This window comes from Staphylococcus lloydii, from assembly GCF_015775975.1.
GTDB classification, from domain to species: Bacteria; Bacillota; Bacilli; order Staphylococcales; family Staphylococcaceae; genus Staphylococcus; species Staphylococcus lloydii.
In genome coordinates, this window is sequence record NZ_CP064056.1 from 570431 (window position 1) to 586972 (window position 16542).

The following is a 16542-nucleotide window of genomic DNA, read 5'->3' on the forward strand; positions in this document are numbered from 1 at the left end:
AGCTAGTGTAATAATTTAACACCTTTTAAGGAGGAACGTTTTATGATTACCGTAAATGCCATTATGAAAGTAAACCCAGAAAAACGTGAACAATATTTAGAGTTAGTGAGTCCGTTAATTGAAGCAGCAAATAAAGAAGAAGGTTCTTTATATTATGAGCACTTTGAAAAAGCAGACGAACCTAATACATTTGCAATGATTGAACGTTATAAAGATGAGGAAGCTGTGCAAGCACATAATAATTCAGATTACTTTAAACACTTTTTTGCTAATGTACCTGACTTATTAGTAGCTGAGCCAGATGTAACAGTCAGCACAAGTAAATAATAAATAAACAAAGACTTCTTTAAGATAATAAAATCTTAAAGAAGTCTTTTGTTATGCTTCATCTTAATACATAAAAACATGAAATTATGATAAGAAATTCTAACGATGTATAATAATATAGGATATATTTTGTATTAAATTATCCAAAATCAATTGTCCATATGAATGCATTTTTAGAAGCGTATATTGATTCTTCTAATATTAGTGAAGCAATTTCCGAAGTAGAATATTTAATTTTTTAACACATTTGTTTTGAATGCGTGTTAAACTAGAATAGAAGATTATAGATAAATAAAACTTTTGGTGACAACAAATATAATTAAGTGAATAAGACTATTATAACTATAAAATAATAATAAACAGCCTTACAGTGTATTATACGCTGCTAGGTTGTTTTCTTATTGTAGTTGACGTCAGGCTGTATTTTATTTAAAACAAAACACAGTTTGGCAACTCATTTTTTAATAAGACATGAAATCATTTAAGAAAAAACATGACTTTTACACGCTTCTTTACAACGCTATTAGTTGTAAGTTTCTTTCGATAGGGTTAAATCCACTCAACAATACTTTTTAGTAAGTACATAGTAAATACCACAAATTTTTATTTATTACAGAGAAAATGAATTAGGAGTTGAACAAACGGTGATTAATTATTTTAAATCATTAATCAAGTTCGATAAAGTTAAAATCGATCCCTTAAAGGGCACGAGACAAGCTATATTAATGTTTATACCACTTATAATTGGTTATCTTACGGGTCAATTACAAATTGGTTTATTAATGGCTACAGGAACATTAGCCCATGTGTATGTTTTTGGAGGTTCAGCACGCTCTAAATTGCGTATAGTGTTATATACAACGATAGGGTTGTCTGTAGCAATGGTGCTAGGTTCCTTAACAGTTGCGCAACCACTCATGTTTGGTATGTTATTACTTATCGTAACTGTCGTTCCATATTTTATATTTAGTGCTTTGAATATTCCAGGACCTTCGTCTACGTTCTTTATTGTGGCTTTTAGTTTACCTGTTAACTTACCAGTAGCACCTGAAGAAGCATTGACTAGAGGGCTGACGATGTTTGCTGGTGGTATACTTGCCACTTTAGTCGTTATTGTGAATATTTTAATTTCAAAAGAAACTGCAGAATTTATAGCAGTTAAAAATGAATATGCAATGATTAAACAATTGGTCAAACAATTTAACGATGAGCAAGCTTTTGCGACAACTTCTATCAAAGCAGTGAATGTGTTTAAAAATGCAGATAATCAATTTATCGCAGCGAGTTTACCAAAAGGAAAAAAATCAATTAGGTTCCAAAAGTTGTTAATCTTACATAACTTAGCCCAAGGTATTCATGCTGAGTTGTTAGAATTAAATGCTGGCAATCGTAGACCAATACCAACTGAAATTGTAGAAATGGCTACATATATTAGTGATATGGTCATGAACAAAGGTAAAAATAACGGCCTATGGCGTAAGGAAGTAAATGTGAGCCATGTCTATCAAAATTTAATTGACTATATTTTTAGAGTCGATGAAATTATCCTAGCAAACGATGAAAAAATTGTTCATGAAATTGATATTAGAATACCTATTTATGGCCAACATATGTATCAAAATTTAACTTTAGATTCTATCATATTTAAAAATACTTTGAGATATATAGTGATAATGGGGATCGCTATTTTTGTAGCCTTAATGTTCCATTTTGACAAAGGGTATTGGATTCCGCTATCGGCACACACCGTTTTAGTAGGTAGACATACGATGCATAGTCTCGAAAGAGCAGGCGCAAGAGGTATTGGTACCGTGTTAGGTGTGGTGGGACTATCATTGATTTTAATGAGTAATCCATCGATACCTGTAGCGATAGCATTACTTGCGTTGACTGCTGGTATTACAGAAATATTTGTAGGTGCGAACTATTCATTCGCAGTTATATTCATTACGATTCAAGTGTTACTATTAAACGGCTTAGCATCACAACACTTAACGCTATCGGTAGCCTTACCACGTGTTACAGATGTAATGATCGGCGTAATTATAGGGGCAATAGGGTTAGTCATATTAGGCAGAAAGACTGCTTCATCTATGTTACCTAGCTCTATAGGAGAAGTAGTAAGAGCCGAGGCTAAAATATTCCATTATCTCTTTTCAGCTAACAGTTATGACAAAAAAGAAGAGGGTAAAAAGGAAATGTTATTATTAAGTGTTAAGCTAAATAATATGTCTCGTGTATATGATAGTGCGAACGGCGAAATTTTTAATCATAAAATTTCAATTCAAAATTATTATCCAACAATATATGCCTTAGAAGAAATTAGTTTTATGCTTACAAGAGCCTTAAATAACAATAAGCGTATTCATATTGATGATGCGCAAATGGGAGAATATTTAGTCGTGTTTGAAAATATAGCTAAACACTTTGACCAAAATAATTATCTTTTCGTGAAAGAATTATCTACATTACCTCAATATGTATACATTAAAGAGGCTTTAATGAACATTCAACATAACTGTACACATACAAATAATGCGTAAAATATAGCTATTAAAAAGTTTCAGATAGTTAGTAAGTGGTAAAGCATTAGAAAAAGAAAGTGTGATGATATTATGCCTTGGACTATGGAAGACTATCCGCAAAGTTGGAAGAACTTTGATAAACTAGAACGTAAAAAAGCTATTGATATTGGCAATGCGATGCTAAAAGATGGCTATAGTGAAAGTGATACAATTCCAATTGCTACGAAACAAGCTGAATCATGGTATAAAAATGCTTCGCAACAAGAATTAGATGATTTAAAAAACAAAAAAATTACGCAGCATCAAAAAGATAGCGAAGCCAACCCAGAACTTAATGAACGTGATGTTCATGTGTATTTTGAAGACAACAGTTGGAAAGTGAAAACAGACGGGGCTAAACAAGCCTCAGATCGTTTTGATAAGAAAGAAGATGCGATGAAAAGAGCACGTAATATCGCAGATAATAGAGATGTAGAAATAATCGAACATAAAAAAGACGAATAATTTAAAGGCAGAGGAAGCACTTAATTGTATAGGGCTTCATCGCCTTTTGTTATAGATAAACAGTTATTATATTTAAATTAAGGGGTAAGTATAATGAAGTAATTAAAAGGGGGCGTGTATCATGTATATTCCAAACTATTATCAAATGCACGATTATGGGGAAATTAAACAATTTATGCACAACAATAATTTTGTCACTATAATTACCACTGATGGGGGAAAACCAATCGCAACACATTTACCGGTAAATATAGAAGAACACAGTAAAGCATTATATATATCAGGACATTTTGCCAAAGGTAATAAACAGTGGCAGACGATAAATAATAATGACAATATATTAATTATATTTCATGGACCTCATGGTTACGTTTCCTCAACTTGGTATGAACAAGAAGACGTTCCAACATGGGATTATGAAAGCGTACATACGTATGGTAAAGGACAGTTACTTGATGAAGCGCAATTAGCTGAAGATTTAACGAAAATGTTGAAGCGTTATGAACAACATCGTGAAAATGGTGCAACTTGGGAAAATTTATCAGATCAAACAAAACAACAAATAAAAGGAATAGTGGGTTTTAAAATTAAAGTAACAGATATCGAAGCGGCATATAAACTAAGTCAAACACGTAATGAACAAGAGAAACGAAATATAGTGTCGCATTTAGATAATAGTGATAATCCAATGGATCATAGTTTAGCTGAGGAAATTGATAAACAATAAAATAATAACTTAGACGGGTAAAGTACGAATCGACAAAGATTCGTACTTTTTTTGTTGTCATAAAGGAGTCGTGGCGTATAATCATCATTGTACAAATAGAAAATACAAGTGTATGACTTAAAAAATCAACTCAAATGAAGTATACTTAACTAAACAAAGATAAAACCAGGGGGAATGAAGGATGTATGTTGAACGCAAGCCTTCACTATATTTAGAAGAATTAAGAGAAGATTTTAAACATAGTTTTAGTAATTTTAACGATTCGGATGAAGCATTTTCGACACTCGTAGATTTTGTAAGTTTGGACCAAATATACAGTTCGGCACTGAAAGAGATTAGTACGAAATTAGACATTTTAGATGATAATTTCCAACATATATATAAACACAATCCGATACATCATATGGAACGACGTGTAAAACAATTGAGTAGTGTTATTTCAAAATTACAACGCAAGGGGTATGAAATATCAGCAACTTCAGCACGAGAAAACCTACAAGATATAGCTGGGATACGTGTGATTTGTAATTATATTGAAGATATTTATGCAATCGAAAAAATGTTATTAAAGCAAGGCGACATTGAATTATTAAAACGGAAAGATTATATTGAATATCCAAAGAGTAATGGTTACCGAAGTTTACATTTAGTAGTAACCGTACCTGTGTTTCTCGCAGAATTTGTAGAATATGTGCCTGTAGAAATTCAAATACGTACTATAGGAATGGACATGTGGGCGAGTTTAGAACATCAGATAAGATATAAAAATGAAGCTAACACTGAAAAATATCGCAGCTTATTAAAGCAATGTGCGACACAAATTACAGATGTAGAACATACAATGCAAGATATACATTCAGAAGTTTTTGATCAACATTCATATAGATAAAGGTAATGAAAAATGAACTATCTAGTTTACGTTAATAGCGAAAATTAGATAGTTTTTTTATGTTTAAATGTCTCATCATGCTACAAATATGAGATGACTATGCGAAAGAATTATGTATAGTAGGATAATAAAAATTAAAAATTTTATAAAAGTGGAAGCGTTTGCATTTTTTGCGATTTTGTACTAATATACTTGTATACAAGTATATTAGATGTTTGTGAGGTGAGCATTTTGGAATTTGAATATCCAGAACAATGGCTAGAAGGCGCATCGAAAGGTGAGATGATTGCAGCTGAAATTCGTTTGCAAATTGTTAAAGGCACTATTGAACCGGATACTTTATTAACGGAAAATCAAGTGGCTAAAACTTATAATGTTAGCCGATCACCTGTACGTGATGCTTTTAAATTATTGAAACAAGATCAATTAATTCATTTGGAACGTATGGGGGCTGAGGTTTTATCGTTTGAAGAAAAAGAAAAGAAAGAGCTATATGATCTACGTATCATGTTAGAATCTTTTGCATTTTCGAGACTAAAAGAACAACAACTTGAGCAAGTCGTTAAAGAATTAAGTAAACAGTTAGAAATGATGAAAGTTGCCGTCCAATTTGAAGATGCCGAATCTTTTACAGAACATGATATTAAATTCCATGAAGTAGCAATTTTAGCTTCTAAACATCAGTATTTAAAAACGTATTGGAACAATTTAAGACCGGTAATGGAGGCACTGATTTTATTATCAATGCGTCATAGAATGCATAGTGATAAAGAAGATTTTGAGCGTATTCATTATAATCACCAAATGTTTATTGATGCGATTGCTACGCAAGATTCGACGAAGTTAAGACATGCTTTCCATTTAAACTTTGATGATGTCGGTGAGGATATTGAAAGTTTTTGGTTGAAATAGAAAAGTGTAAGTAATTTAGGAGATGACAAAATGAAATATATGATTGGTGTCGACATTGGTACTACAAGTACTAAGTCCGTATTATACGACGAGCAAGGTAACTTCATTTTAAAACATAATATTGGTTACCCGCTTAATACACCGAATGTAGATGTATCTGAAGAAAATCCTGATGAATTATTCGATGCGGTGTTAATGACAATCAAATATGTTATTAGAGAATCTGGTATTAACAAAGATGACATTAAATTAGTTTCATTCAGTGCACAAATGCATAGTTTAATCGCGATGGATAGTAATCATCAACGTTTAACAGAAAACTTAACTTGGGCGGACAATAGAGCAAGTAAGTATGCTGAAAAAATAAATCAACAACATAATGGTGTTGAAATTTATCAAAGAACGGGCACGCCTATACATCCCATGTCCCCGTTATCTAAAATCTTTTGGATGAAACATGAACAACAACAAACATATAATAGTACAGCTAAGTTTGTTGATATTAAAACGTATATTTTTTATCAGTTATTTGAGCAATACGTCATTGACCAGTCGATGGCTTCTGCAACTGGCATGTTGAATTTAGAATCATTGCAATGGGATGACGGAGCATTACAATTATTAGGCATTGATGAAGATCAGTTACCTGAAGTTGTACCAACTACTCATATTTTAACAGGTATGAAAAAACGATATGCGACGTTAATGGGACTAAATGAAGACACTCCATTTGTAGTAGGCGCAAGTGATGGCGTTCTGTCTAATTTAGGTGTTAACGCGTTTAAAAAGGGTGAAGTTGCAGTAACTATTGGTACTTCAGGTGCTATTCGTACTGTGATAGATAAACCGCGTACTGACTATAAAGGGCGTATTTTCTGTTACGTCTTAACTGAAGATCATTATGTTATCGGTGGACCTGTTAATAACGGTGGCGTTATTTTACGTTGGTTGCGAGATGAAATATTAGCAAGTGAAGTAGAAACTGCCAAAAGATTAGGCGTCGATACTTATGATGTATTGACTCAAATTGCTAGTAGAGTAAAACCAGGTGCGGAAGGTCTTATTTTCCATCCTTATTTGGCAGGTGAGCGAGCACCGCTTTGGAACGCAGATGCGCGTGGTTCATTTTTCGGACTAACATTATCGCATAAAAAAGAACATATGATACGTGCAGCATTAGAAGGCGTTTTATATAACCTATACACAGTTTACTTGGCGTTGATTGAAGTTATGAACGAAACACCAAGCACGATAAAGGCTACGGGTGGTTTTGCTAAAAGTAAGGTTTGGCGTCAAATGATGGCGGATATATTTGATACACATTTAAGTGTACCTGAAAGTTACGAAAGTTCTTGTTTAGGCGCTTGTGTATTAGGAATGAAAGCACTTGGCGAAATTGAAGATTTCTCAATTATTGAAGACATGGTTGGTACGACTAATGAACATGAACCTGATAAAGAGCAAGTACAAACATATCAGCAATTGGTGTCTATATTTATTAATTTAAGCCGTTCTTTAGAAGAACGATATGCTGAAATTGCTGATTTCCAACGTCAAAATATGACGACAGAGTAAGACAAAAATTTATAGAGAATAGGTGACGCAATAACAGTGTCACTTCACTATTCTCATACAGTTAAAAGTAAATTTTTTTGGGAGTAAAAGAAAGCGGTAACAATTAAAAAATAAATCGTTCTTCGAGAGGGGATTAACTTATGTTTGAAACTATATGGCCACTTATTACAGTGGTAATTGGTATTGTATTTTTACTTGTACTTATTATCTTTCTAAAATTAAATACATTTATTTCATTAATTATCACATCAATAGTTACAGCAATATTATTAGGTATGCCACTAGATAAAATACTTGATACAGTTGAAACTGGAATGGGAAGCACACTCGGTCACATCGCTCTAATTTTTGGTTTGGGCGCAATTTTAGGTAAATTACTTGCCGATGGTGGCGGTGCTACTAGAATCGCAGATACATTAATCGATAAATTCGGCCAAAAGCGTGTGCAATGGGCAATGCTAGTTGCAGCATTTATTGTTGGTATTGCGTTATTCTTTGAAGTTGGATTGGTACTCTTAATACCATTAGTGTTTACAATTGCCAAACGAGCTAACGTTTCGCAATTAAAACTTGGTTTACCAATGGTGACAGCTCTTTCTGTTACACATGGTTTCTTACCACCTCATCCAGGACCAGTCGTAATAGCTAAAGAATTACATGCTAATTTAGGACATGTGCTGTTATACGGGATCATTATTGCTATACCAGTAACGATTATTGCAGGTCCAATTTTCAATAAAATGGCACAGAAACTGACACCTACTGCATATACAAGAGAAGGGGATATCTCAGCTTTAGGTGCACAACGAGAATTTAAAGACAGTGAAATGCCTAGTTTTCTAATGAGTTTAATCACAGCTGTGTTACCCGTGATTTTAATGCTGATTTCAACAATCGTACAGTTAGTGACAGGACATGAAAAGGCAACAAATGGTTTTGAAGGATTTATTTACTTTATAGGAACAGCAGGAACTGCAATGCTTATAGCAGTGATCTTTGCAATGTTCTCAATGGGCGTTAAACAAGGGCGAAAAAATTCAGAAATTATGGATTCAGTGTCAAATGCTATCTATCCAATCGGTATGATGATTTTAATCATTGGTGGTGGCGGTACATTTAAAGAAGTACTTATTGATGGTGGTGTAGGTGATACAATTGCTCACTTATTCCAAGGTACAGAAATGTCACCCATATTATTAGCATGGATCGTAGCGTCAGTATTGCGTATTGCTTTAGGTTCGGCGACAGTTGCAGCTATCTCTACGACAGGTATCGTTTTACCATTGTTACAACATTCAGACGTTAATATAGCATTAGTCGTATTAGCTATTGGTGCCGGAAGTGTTATCTTGTCACACGTCAATGATGCAGGATTTTGGATGTTTAAAGAATATTTCGGTTTAACTGTCAAAGAAACATTTTTAACATGGTCACTATTAGAAACAATTATTTCAGTATCGGGTATTATCTTTATATTATTCTTAAGTTTATTCGTCTAAGCAAAGCAATAGTATTATAAAAGCAATGTATGCTATTGCGAAGATATAGAATTTAATTGTAAAATAGAATAGCACTTATTACATATATGTGCACATCTATTAGTCTTATAAATATTGTATTATGTTATTCATAATACAGAGCCCTAACATAATCTGTTAGGGCTTTTATATTAATTATTCTAGTTATACTTGATTAAATAAGTTGATTTACATGGCAGGAATTACTGAAAGTATATGCACAAAGTTGTCAGGGATAAAGTTAAAAGGCATTTAGGTCTGGCTGAAACAAAAACGTCAATTTCTATAGAAATTGACGTTTTTATGTTTACACGTAAGCTTTAAAATTGTGTTTTACTTCATTATATTCATATAAAGAATTGTACATACGCATACGAATATGGTCTTCGGAAGCAAATGGAATACGGATATGGTCGTTGTTTTCTACAAATACACGAAATTCACGTTCAAGCGACTTACGTTGTTCTAGTGGTAAATCAATCCATTCTTGTTCAGTGAAAAGTGCGTTGAAATGAAATTCAAATGAAGTACGTCCTTTTTGCTCTCGTAATTCAGTAATTCTATCTTCAAAGTTCATAAGGATACCCCCTTATTTTAGTATCTTAATTATTACTTTATTACTAAATGGTATGATTTACAAGTAACGGTATTGCTGATGGTTCTTCATTAATGATTGCAGCAGTGAATATGTGGTAGTGTTAAATTAGTAAAGTATAATAGGGAGGTAACATGATGAATTTAAACGGTAAGGTAGCTGTGATTACTGGTGCTAGTAGTGGAATTGGTGCTGGTATTGCGCAAGCTTTTGCACAGCAACATATGAACGTTGTATTAGGCGGACGCAATGAACAACGCCTCAAAGAAGTAGCTTCAAATATTCAAGAAGAGACACAAGTACAAGTGAGTACATTTGTCGTTGATGTTACTAAGAATGAAGAGGTAAATCATTTAGTTGAGTTTGCTCAAAAACAATTTGGTAAAATAGATGTATTAGTTAATAGTGCTGGTCAAATGTTGTCATCTACAGTTACAGATGGCGATGTCGAGGCTTGGGATACGATGTTAGACGTTAATGTTAAAGGTATGTTATATGGTATAAATGCTGTATTGCCAAAATTTTTAGAACAATCTTCAGGTCACATTATTAATATCGCCTCTATTTCAGGTTTTGAAGTGACTAAACAAAGTACGTTATACAGTATGACGAAAACTGCTGTCCACACGTTAACGCAAGGGTTAGAAAAGGAATTGGCTAAAACAGGCGTTAGAGCTACAAGTATTTCACCTGGTATGGTAGAAACTTCAATGACTGAAAGTACTGATTGGGGCGGACGCAAAAAATTAGAACCTAAAGATATTGCTGAAGCGGCAATATATGCCTTGCAACAACCCGCACATGTTAATGTAAATGAAGTCACTGTACGCCCAGTATAAAAATAAACGTTGAGCATTTGCTCAACGTTTTTTAATGTTACCAATTATTAATATCGGAACGTTCACCTTTAAAATTGTTAGTTTGTTTGTGACGTGTGGCTAATACACTTTCTACTTCTGAAAAGCTTATATCTAAATCATGTAGTAAGACAAACAAATGATAGAGTAAATCAGCAGTTTCGTTTGTCACTTCTTCACGATCATTTTTCATTGCACCTATTACAACTTCAAACGCTTCTTCACCAAACTTTTTAGTGATTTTTTCGATGCCTTCTGCTAATAAATACTTAGTATATGAATTCTCTTTGTTAGATTTGGCGCTATTAGCAATTGTTTGTCCTAAATCTTGCACACTGAATGGAATATCAGTATTAAAACAACTTTGGCTTCCAGTGTGACATGTTGGACCATTAGGTATCACTTCTATAAGAATCGTATCTTGATCGCAATCTAAATAAATATTTTTCACTTCTTGTGTGTGGCCTGAAGTTTCACCTTTCGTCCATAGGCGTTGTTTTGAACGTGAATAAAAACATACGACATTGTCTTTAAGTGTTTGTTGATATGCTTCTTCGTTCATATAACCAAGCATTAATACTTGTTTTGTAGTCACATCTTGTAAAATGGCGGGTAAAAGGCCCTTACTAAAATCAGGTTGTTGTGTCATCTTACAGGAATACCTCCTTCAGACATCAATGATTTGATTTCATTAACAGTCGTTTCTTTATCATGTAATATGCTTGCAGCTAAACCAGCTGAGACATCGGTTTGGTTAAATAAATCAACGAAATGACTAGGTTGGCCACCACCACCGGAGGCGATAACTGGAATATTTACACGTCGTTCGATTTCATGTAAATGTATGACATCAAATCCTTGTTTCATACCATCATGTGTCATGCTTGTAATAAGTAATTCGCCTGCACCTAGTGCTTCAACTTCCTTAACCCAATCATAAACACGTTTGTCTGTTCTTTTTTTGCCACCATGCGTATAGCAGAAATAATCATCTAAAGTTGAATCGTAGTTACTATCTATAGCGATACAAATACATTGTCTACCAAATTTATCGCTAGCCTCTTTAATAAACTGAGGGTTTTTTAATGCGCTAGAATTTAGTGATACTTTATCAGCGCCATGATTTAATAATTGAGAAATATCATCTAAAGTAGAGATACCACCACCCACAGTCAATGGAATAAATAGTTTTTCTGCAGTCTCTTCAATGACGTCTAATACTAAATCGTGACCAGCCTCGGTCTTTGAAATATCTAAAAAGACTAATTCATCCGCGCCTTGTTCATTATAATAAAGCGCGTAATCTACTGGATTACCAATGTCTCGTAATCCTTTAAATTGAATCCCTTTAACGACTCTGCCGTCTTTGACATCTAAACAGGGGATAATTCTTTTTTTTATCAAGACAATCCCTCCCAAAATTGTGGATTATGCGCAGCCTTACCAATGATAGCCGCAGAAACATGTAATGCATCTAATTTTTTAATATCATCTTGGTCTCTTATCCCACCTGAAGCGACAATCGGAATGTCAGTTTGTTGTACTAATTTACCTGTAATTTCAAAATTAGGTCCTGCTAGACGGCCATCTTTAGAAATATCTGTATAAATTAACCCGCCTAAAGGTAGGTGGCTTATTGTATCAACAAGATCAAATAGATCTAACTGTGCATCTTGTTCCCAACCGTTAATTTTAATTGCTTGCTTATAGGCATCTACCGATAAATAAATGCGCTTTGGAAATTGTTGAGCAACTTGCGCTAACCAATCTAAATCTTGAATAGCTTTCGTACCAACTATGCAATAATCTATACCTTGATTGAAGTATGATTTTATTGTCTCAAGCGTACGTATACCACCACCGACCTCAATGGGTTTCGTTGTCAGTGCGCGCAAAGTTTTAATATAATCTTGTTCAACTGAAGTTTGTTGTTTAGCACCGATTAAGTCAACGATATGGATACGGTCTACACAGTCAAACTTACTATAATAAACAACGCTTTCTTCAGCGCTACGGGCCATTTTTTCTTCAGAATCATATTTGCCTTCTGTGAGCCTTACGCTTGTTGCATTTATTAAATCAATTGCTGGCCAGAGCTTGATCATTTAAAAATCCTCCTTGTAAAGCTTGATTTAGAATATCTAAACCATATTCTCCACTTTTTTCAGGGTGAAATTGGATGCCGATATATTTGTCATATTGCACTATACCAGGAATTTTAGTGCCATAGTCAGCGTAAGCGATGACGTTGTCTGACATTTCAGCTTGATAAGAGTGAACAAAATAAACATCGTGTTCGAGTTGCTTATTGTCACTAATTAAATTATTCCATCCTAAGTGAGGCACAGGATAGGGCGATTGGATTGGTATAATTTGACCTGGTATCAGTTGCAAACCATCAACATCGCCTTCGGCACTATGTTCGAATAACAATTGCATACCTAAACAAATACCTAATATTGGCTTGTCATCAACATTTTTTAAAATTGGTAATAATTGGCGTTGATTAATGGCACGCATCGCATCTTTAAAATGGCCAACGCCTGGTAAAATAATGAAATCTGCTTGCTTTATAATTGTTTCATCGTGCGTTAATTGAGCTTCATAACCCAAATGTTCAACTGCACGTTGTATATTTTTAATATTGCCTAGGCCGTAATCAATGATTGCTATCATTCGATCACTCCTTTTGAAGAAGGTACACCTTGTCCATCATTTTCTGCTAAGGCATCTTTTAAGGATCTAGCAAATGATTTAAAAATGGCTTCAATTTCATGATGTGTGTTGCCACCTCTAATTAAATCAATATGCGTAGTTAGGCGTGCGTTGATAACTAAGGCTCTGAAAAACTCTTCGGTTAATTCAGTATCAAATGTACCCACTTTTTCTTTACTAAGTTCACAATTAAATGATAAATAAGGTCGGCCACTAATATCCATAACAGTACGTGCTAAAGTTTCGTCCATCGGTATATAACTTGTGGCATACCTACTAAAAGATTGCTTTGCTTTGACCATTTCTAGTAGTAATTGTCCCAACACAATACCTATATCTTCTGTTACATGATGATCGTCAACTTCTAAGTCACCATTAGCATGTATAGTTAATGTTAACTTACTATGGAATGAAAATAGCGTTAACATATGGTCTAGAAATCCTACGCCAGTGTTGATTTCACTTTTAGCTCCATCATCTGATAATGATATGTCGAGCTTAGTCTCAGCAGTATTACGCGTTTTTTGAAATTTCATATTGTTTCCTCCAATCTTGAACAATTTTGGTTAACGTATCTAATTGTTCGTCAGTAGCGATAGAATATCTTACATATTCACTCATTTCTGGCTCATCATAAATTCTAGGTTGAAACCCTCTATCTGCGATGTATTTACCTAAAGCATGTGCTAAGTCTCCTTTAGTTAGAACAAAATTAGTAGCAGAAGGGAAAATATAAATAACATCTGCGACATTGTCGGTAAATATATTTTTAAGACGCTGTGCTAAATGGCGTTGATGTTCGATAAATTGTCTTGTTGCTGTCGAATGTTCAAACATATATATAGCGATATTTAAAGTTATTGTATTAAGTGGATATGGATGTTCAATTTGCTTAATTTTAGCTATTGTTTTAGGCGTACCGATTAATACTCCTAATCGAAGTCCAGCGATGGCAAATGCTTTAGATAACGTACGCATTTGTAACACATGATCTGCCATATTAAAGTCATATGCTTCGCCAAAGTCTAAATAAGCCTCATCAATAACGAAATAACCTCCACTGTCTTTCATCTTATTAGCTATCGCTGTTAAAAATTCAACATCATATTGTTTACCTGATGGATTATGAGGATTGCTCATAATGAAAAACGAAGGCTGATACATATCTATTGCGGTTAGAATTTTGTTAAGATCAAACGTTAAATCTGTTTCTGCCTCTACAAAATGAATAGGGCGTTGGACTTGATTGGCATATGCTTGATACATAAAGAAATCAGGATTCAAAGTGAGTGCAGGGCCTTCTGGCATAATAAGCATTAACTTTTGAATTAATTCATCAGAACCGTTACCTGCAATGATTTGTTCAGCTTCAAATCCATAGAAGTGAGCGTATGCTTGTTTGAAACGTTCATATTCAGCATCTGGATAAAAGTTAAAGGCAGATTCGCTAATAATAGAAGCTAATAATTCTTGTGATAATGGTTTGAGCGGGCTTTCATTTTTGTTTATTCTAATCATTATGATTCTCCTTTAGCGATACGCACCTTGATTGATTGTTCGTGGTTAAATAGCTGTTCGGTATGTGCAATCGTTTGCGCAGACTGTTGAATTTGGTTAAACGTTTGTTGAGACAAGTTAATAACAGAATGTCTCGTTAAAAAGTCGTTCACTGATAAACCGTTCGCGAACCGCGCATTTTGGTTTGTAGGCAATACATGACTAGGTCCTGCAACATAATCACCAATAACTTCTGGAGAGTAATAACCTAAGAACAATGCGCCAACATGACGCACATGATTTAAATAATCTTCAGGGTTTTTAGTTTGAATAGAAGCATGTTCTGGTGCAATGTTATTCATTACTTCGCAGGCATCTTCAAACTGATCAACATTAATAAGATAATGATTGTTATCGATACTTGCCTTTACAATGTCGTGACGTTCTATTTTTGATAAATTTTCAGTTATTTTCTGTTCTAATGTTTCAAGCACAGCTAGATTTTCGCTAATAACAAAAGTACGTGCTAATTCGTCATGTTCAGCTTGAGCAAAGACATCATAAGCGATTGCTTCTAAATCTGCAGTATCATCGATGATTAAGGCAATTTCACTTGGCCCGGCTATTTGATCGATACCAACTGTCCCAAATAGATATTTTTTCGCATATGCGACAAATTGGTTACCCGGTCCAACGATTTTATCTACTTTTGGTATTGTTTCTGTACCATAAGTTAAAGCTGCAATACTTTGCGCACCCCCAACTTGATATACAGAAGTTATTCCCGTGATATAACATGCTGCAAGCACAACATCAGATACACCTTGTTGTTGGGGTGGTGTTACGACTACGATATTATTAACACCGGCTACTTGAGCTAATGTGGCAGTCATTAATACCGTAGATGGATAACTTGCTTTGCCCCCCGGTACATAAATACCTACACTATCCAATGGGTGATATAGCTCATAACACTCTTCTTGTCCACGTTTTGCTTCCCATTTAATAGATTTTTGGTACGCTTTAATACGTTCATAACTTTGTATTAATGCATTTTTTAGTTCGCTATCTATACGGCTATAAGCTTGCTTAATGGTATCGGGTGAAATTGCAAGTTCTGCTGTATCGACTTGATCAAACTGTTTATTATAGTTACGTATTGCAGCATCTCCGGAATGCTTAACATTATCACAAATATCTTTTACTAATGGATACAAGTCTTCATTTAATGCAGGTGTATCTTTTGTTGAGTTTAGAAAAGCATTTTTATTTAAAATCAATGAGTGACACCTCCAAAGTTTGAATAAAGCAATCTATATCTTGAGACTTTTGAAAATATGATTGCTTATTTGTGATTAATTTCGCATTAATAGATGCTATTTCATCTTTTTCGACTAGACCATTTGATTTAAGTGTTGTACCTGTCTGAACGATATCAACAATGCCATCAACCATATCAACTAAACATGCCAATTCTATAGAGCCTGAAAGCTTTACTAATTCAACATCTATGCCTTGTCGTTCAAAATAGTTTTGTGCTGTGTGTACATAGGATGTCGCAACCTTATTAAATGTCGTAGTTTCTGGTTTAGCAGCTAATGCGAAATGGCAATCCCCAAAAGGGAGGTCTAACAAATTATTAATATTATATTGGCCTTCATCTAATATATCGCTACCAACGATGCCAACATCTGCCACACCTTGTTCTACATAAATTGGGACGTCACTACCTTTGACTAGAATAAATTGAATATCTTCTACTGATATTAATAATTGGCGCTGTCTATTTTCTAATGCCTCTACGATTTGAGTTTCATTTTTATCGTGTAAATATTGAATAAAGCTTTTTAAAAGTCTGCCCTTGGCTAATGCAACTGTCAACATAACGTCTTCTCTCCCTCA

18 protein-coding genes are annotated in these 16542 nt (G+C 34.1%); 9 read left to right on the forward strand and 9 right to left on the reverse strand.

The window, feature by feature from the left end; all coding sequences use genetic code 11:
- Window positions 1–42 precede the first annotated feature (42 nt).
- The 8 genes from ISP08_RS02505 to ISP08_RS02540 all read left to right on the forward strand — a co-directional run bounded on the left by ISP08_RS02505 (window position 43) and on the right by ISP08_RS02540 (window position 8958).
- The gene (locus ISP08_RS02505) at window positions 43–327 is read left to right on the forward strand and encodes a putative quinol monooxygenase (RefSeq protein ID WP_048793162.1); all 285 of its coding nucleotides are present in this window, start codon (window positions 43–45) and stop codon (window positions 325–327) included.
- A gap of 644 nt (window positions 328–971) precedes the next feature.
- Window positions 972–2870, forward strand: a complete 1899-nt coding sequence (locus tag ISP08_RS02510; RefSeq protein WP_195719252.1) for an FUSC family protein — start codon at window positions 972–974, stop codon at window positions 2868–2870.
- A gap of 72 nt (window positions 2871–2942) precedes the next feature.
- Window positions 2943–3356: a DUF2188 domain-containing protein gene (locus ISP08_RS02515; RefSeq protein ID WP_195719253.1), complete on the forward strand. Its 414-nt coding sequence runs from the start codon at window positions 2943–2945 to the stop codon at window positions 3354–3356.
- 121 nt (window positions 3357–3477) lie between these two features.
- On the forward strand, window positions 3478–4083 hold the full coding sequence (locus ISP08_RS02520; RefSeq protein ID WP_195719254.1) for an FMN-binding negative transcriptional regulator: 606 nt from the start codon (window positions 3478–3480) through the stop codon (window positions 4081–4083).
- 181 nt (window positions 4084–4264) lie between these two features.
- Window positions 4265–4972 (forward strand): GTP pyrophosphokinase, encoded by a 708-nt coding sequence (locus tag ISP08_RS02525; RefSeq protein ID WP_048793158.1) that lies wholly within the window; start codon window positions 4265–4267, stop codon window positions 4970–4972.
- 231 nt (window positions 4973–5203) lie between these two features.
- Window positions 5204–5884 (forward strand): GntR family transcriptional regulator, encoded by a 681-nt coding sequence (locus tag ISP08_RS02530; protein WP_048793157.1) that lies wholly within the window; start codon window positions 5204–5206, stop codon window positions 5882–5884.
- 30 nt (window positions 5885–5914) lie between these two features.
- Window positions 5915–7459 (forward strand): gluconokinase, encoded by a 1545-nt coding sequence (gene gntK / locus ISP08_RS02535; protein ID WP_048793156.1) that lies wholly within the window; start codon window positions 5915–5917, stop codon window positions 7457–7459.
- Between the two features lie 140 nt (window positions 7460–7599).
- Window positions 7600–8958: a gluconate:H+ symporter gene (locus ISP08_RS02540; protein ID WP_195719255.1), complete on the forward strand. Its 1359-nt coding sequence runs from the start codon at window positions 7600–7602 to the stop codon at window positions 8956–8958.
- 325 nt (window positions 8959–9283) lie between these two features.
- Here the strand turns inward: ISP08_RS02540 and ISP08_RS02545 are convergent, their stop codons facing one another.
- The gene (locus tag ISP08_RS02545; protein ID WP_195719256.1) at window positions 9284–9553 is read right to left on the reverse strand and encodes a DUF1413 domain-containing protein; all 270 of its coding nucleotides are present in this window, start codon (window positions 9551–9553) and stop codon (window positions 9284–9286) included.
- A gap of 152 nt (window positions 9554–9705) precedes the next feature.
- Between ISP08_RS02545 and ISP08_RS02550 the strand changes: the two genes are divergently transcribed.
- Window positions 9706–10410, forward strand: coding sequence for an SDR family oxidoreductase (locus tag ISP08_RS02550; RefSeq protein ID WP_195719257.1), 705 nt, complete (start codon window positions 9706–9708; stop codon window positions 10408–10410).
- Between the two features lie 37 nt (window positions 10411–10447).
- Here ISP08_RS02550 and hisIE read toward each other — a convergent pair whose 3' ends face one another.
- Genes hisIE through hisG form a run of 8 tightly spaced genes read right to left on the reverse strand, consistent with a single transcriptional unit; the run spans window position 10448 to window position 16524 of the window.
- Entirely contained in the window at window positions 10448–11077 is a 630-nt protein-coding gene (gene hisIE / locus ISP08_RS12980) for a bifunctional phosphoribosyl-AMP cyclohydrolase/phosphoribosyl-ATP diphosphatase HisIE (protein WP_195719258.1), read from the reverse strand.
- Window positions 11074–11832: an imidazole glycerol phosphate synthase subunit HisF gene (hisF, locus tag ISP08_RS12985; protein ID WP_195719259.1), complete on the reverse strand. Its 759-nt coding sequence runs from the start codon at window positions 11830–11832 to the stop codon at window positions 11074–11076. Before hisF ends, hisIE begins: the two co-directional genes overlap by 4 nt.
- Window positions 11829–12533 carry a 1-(5-phosphoribosyl)-5-((5-phosphoribosylamino)methylideneamino)imidazole-4-carboxamide isomerase gene (gene hisA, locus ISP08_RS02565; protein WP_195719260.1) on the reverse strand — a complete coding sequence of 235 codons (705 nt, stop codon included), beginning with the start codon at window positions 12531–12533 and terminating at the stop codon, window positions 11829–11831. Before hisA ends, hisF begins: the two co-directional genes overlap by 4 nt.
- Window positions 12508–13104, reverse strand: a complete 597-nt coding sequence (gene hisH, locus ISP08_RS02570) for an imidazole glycerol phosphate synthase subunit HisH (RefSeq protein ID WP_195719261.1) — start codon at window positions 13102–13104, stop codon at window positions 12508–12510. Before hisH ends, hisA begins: the two co-directional genes overlap by 26 nt.
- A complete protein-coding gene (gene hisB, locus ISP08_RS02575) occupies window positions 13101–13679 on the reverse strand; it encodes an imidazoleglycerol-phosphate dehydratase HisB (RefSeq protein ID WP_195719262.1) in 579 nt (192 codons plus the stop codon). The genes hisH and hisB overlap by 4 nt, the downstream gene beginning before the upstream one ends.
- Window positions 13657–14661, reverse strand: coding sequence for a pyridoxal phosphate-dependent aminotransferase (locus tag ISP08_RS02580; RefSeq protein ID WP_195719263.1), 1005 nt, complete (start codon window positions 14659–14661; stop codon window positions 13657–13659). Before ISP08_RS02580 ends, hisB begins: the two co-directional genes overlap by 23 nt.
- Entirely contained in the window at window positions 14661–15917 is a 1257-nt protein-coding gene (gene hisD, locus ISP08_RS02585) for a histidinol dehydrogenase (RefSeq protein WP_411847792.1), read from the reverse strand. The genes ISP08_RS02580 and hisD overlap by 1 nt, the downstream gene beginning before the upstream one ends.
- Window positions 15907–16524 carry an ATP phosphoribosyltransferase gene (hisG, locus tag ISP08_RS02590; protein WP_195719265.1) on the reverse strand — a complete coding sequence of 206 codons (618 nt, stop codon included), beginning with the start codon at window positions 16522–16524 and terminating at the stop codon, window positions 15907–15909. Before hisG ends, hisD begins: the two co-directional genes overlap by 11 nt.
- Window positions 16525–16542 lie beyond the last annotated feature (18 nt).

Coding starts and splice junctions, on each gene's coding strand:
- ISP08_RS02580 (WP_195719263.1), bottom strand. CDS start 14,661: ATGATTAGAATAAACAAAAATGAAAGCCCGCTCAAACCATTATCACAA.
- hisIE (WP_195719258.1), bottom strand. CDS start 11,077: ATGACACAACAACCTGATTTTAGTAAGGGCCTTTTACCCGCCATTTTA.
- ISP08_RS02545 (WP_195719256.1), bottom strand. CDS start 9,553: ATGAACTTTGAAGATAGAATTACTGAATTACGAGAGCAAAAAGGACGT.
- hisA (WP_195719260.1), bottom strand. CDS start 12,533: ATGATCAAGCTCTGGCCAGCAATTGATTTAATAAATGCAACAAGCGTA.
- ISP08_RS02505 (WP_048793162.1), top strand. CDS start 43: ATGATTACCGTAAATGCCATTATGAAAGTAAACCCAGAAAAACGTGAA.
- ISP08_RS02520 (WP_195719254.1), top strand. CDS start 3,478: ATGTATATTCCAAACTATTATCAAATGCACGATTATGGGGAAATTAAA.
- hisB (WP_195719262.1), bottom strand. CDS start 13,679: ATGAAATTTCAAAAAACGCGTAATACTGCTGAGACTAAGCTCGACATA.
- ISP08_RS02515 (WP_195719253.1), top strand. CDS start 2,943: ATGCCTTGGACTATGGAAGACTATCCGCAAAGTTGGAAGAACTTTGAT.
- hisG (WP_195719265.1), bottom strand. CDS start 16,524: ATGTTGACAGTTGCATTAGCCAAGGGCAGACTTTTAAAAAGCTTTATT.
- ISP08_RS02550 (WP_195719257.1), top strand. CDS start 9,706: ATGATGAATTTAAACGGTAAGGTAGCTGTGATTACTGGTGCTAGTAGT.
- ISP08_RS02540 (WP_195719255.1), top strand. CDS start 7,600: ATGTTTGAAACTATATGGCCACTTATTACAGTGGTAATTGGTATTGTA.
- ISP08_RS02525 (WP_048793158.1), top strand. CDS start 4,265: ATGTATGTTGAACGCAAGCCTTCACTATATTTAGAAGAATTAAGAGAA.
- gntK (WP_048793156.1), top strand. CDS start 5,915: ATGAAATATATGATTGGTGTCGACATTGGTACTACAAGTACTAAGTCC.
- hisH (WP_195719261.1), bottom strand. CDS start 13,104: ATGATAGCAATCATTGATTACGGCCTAGGCAATATTAAAAATATACAA.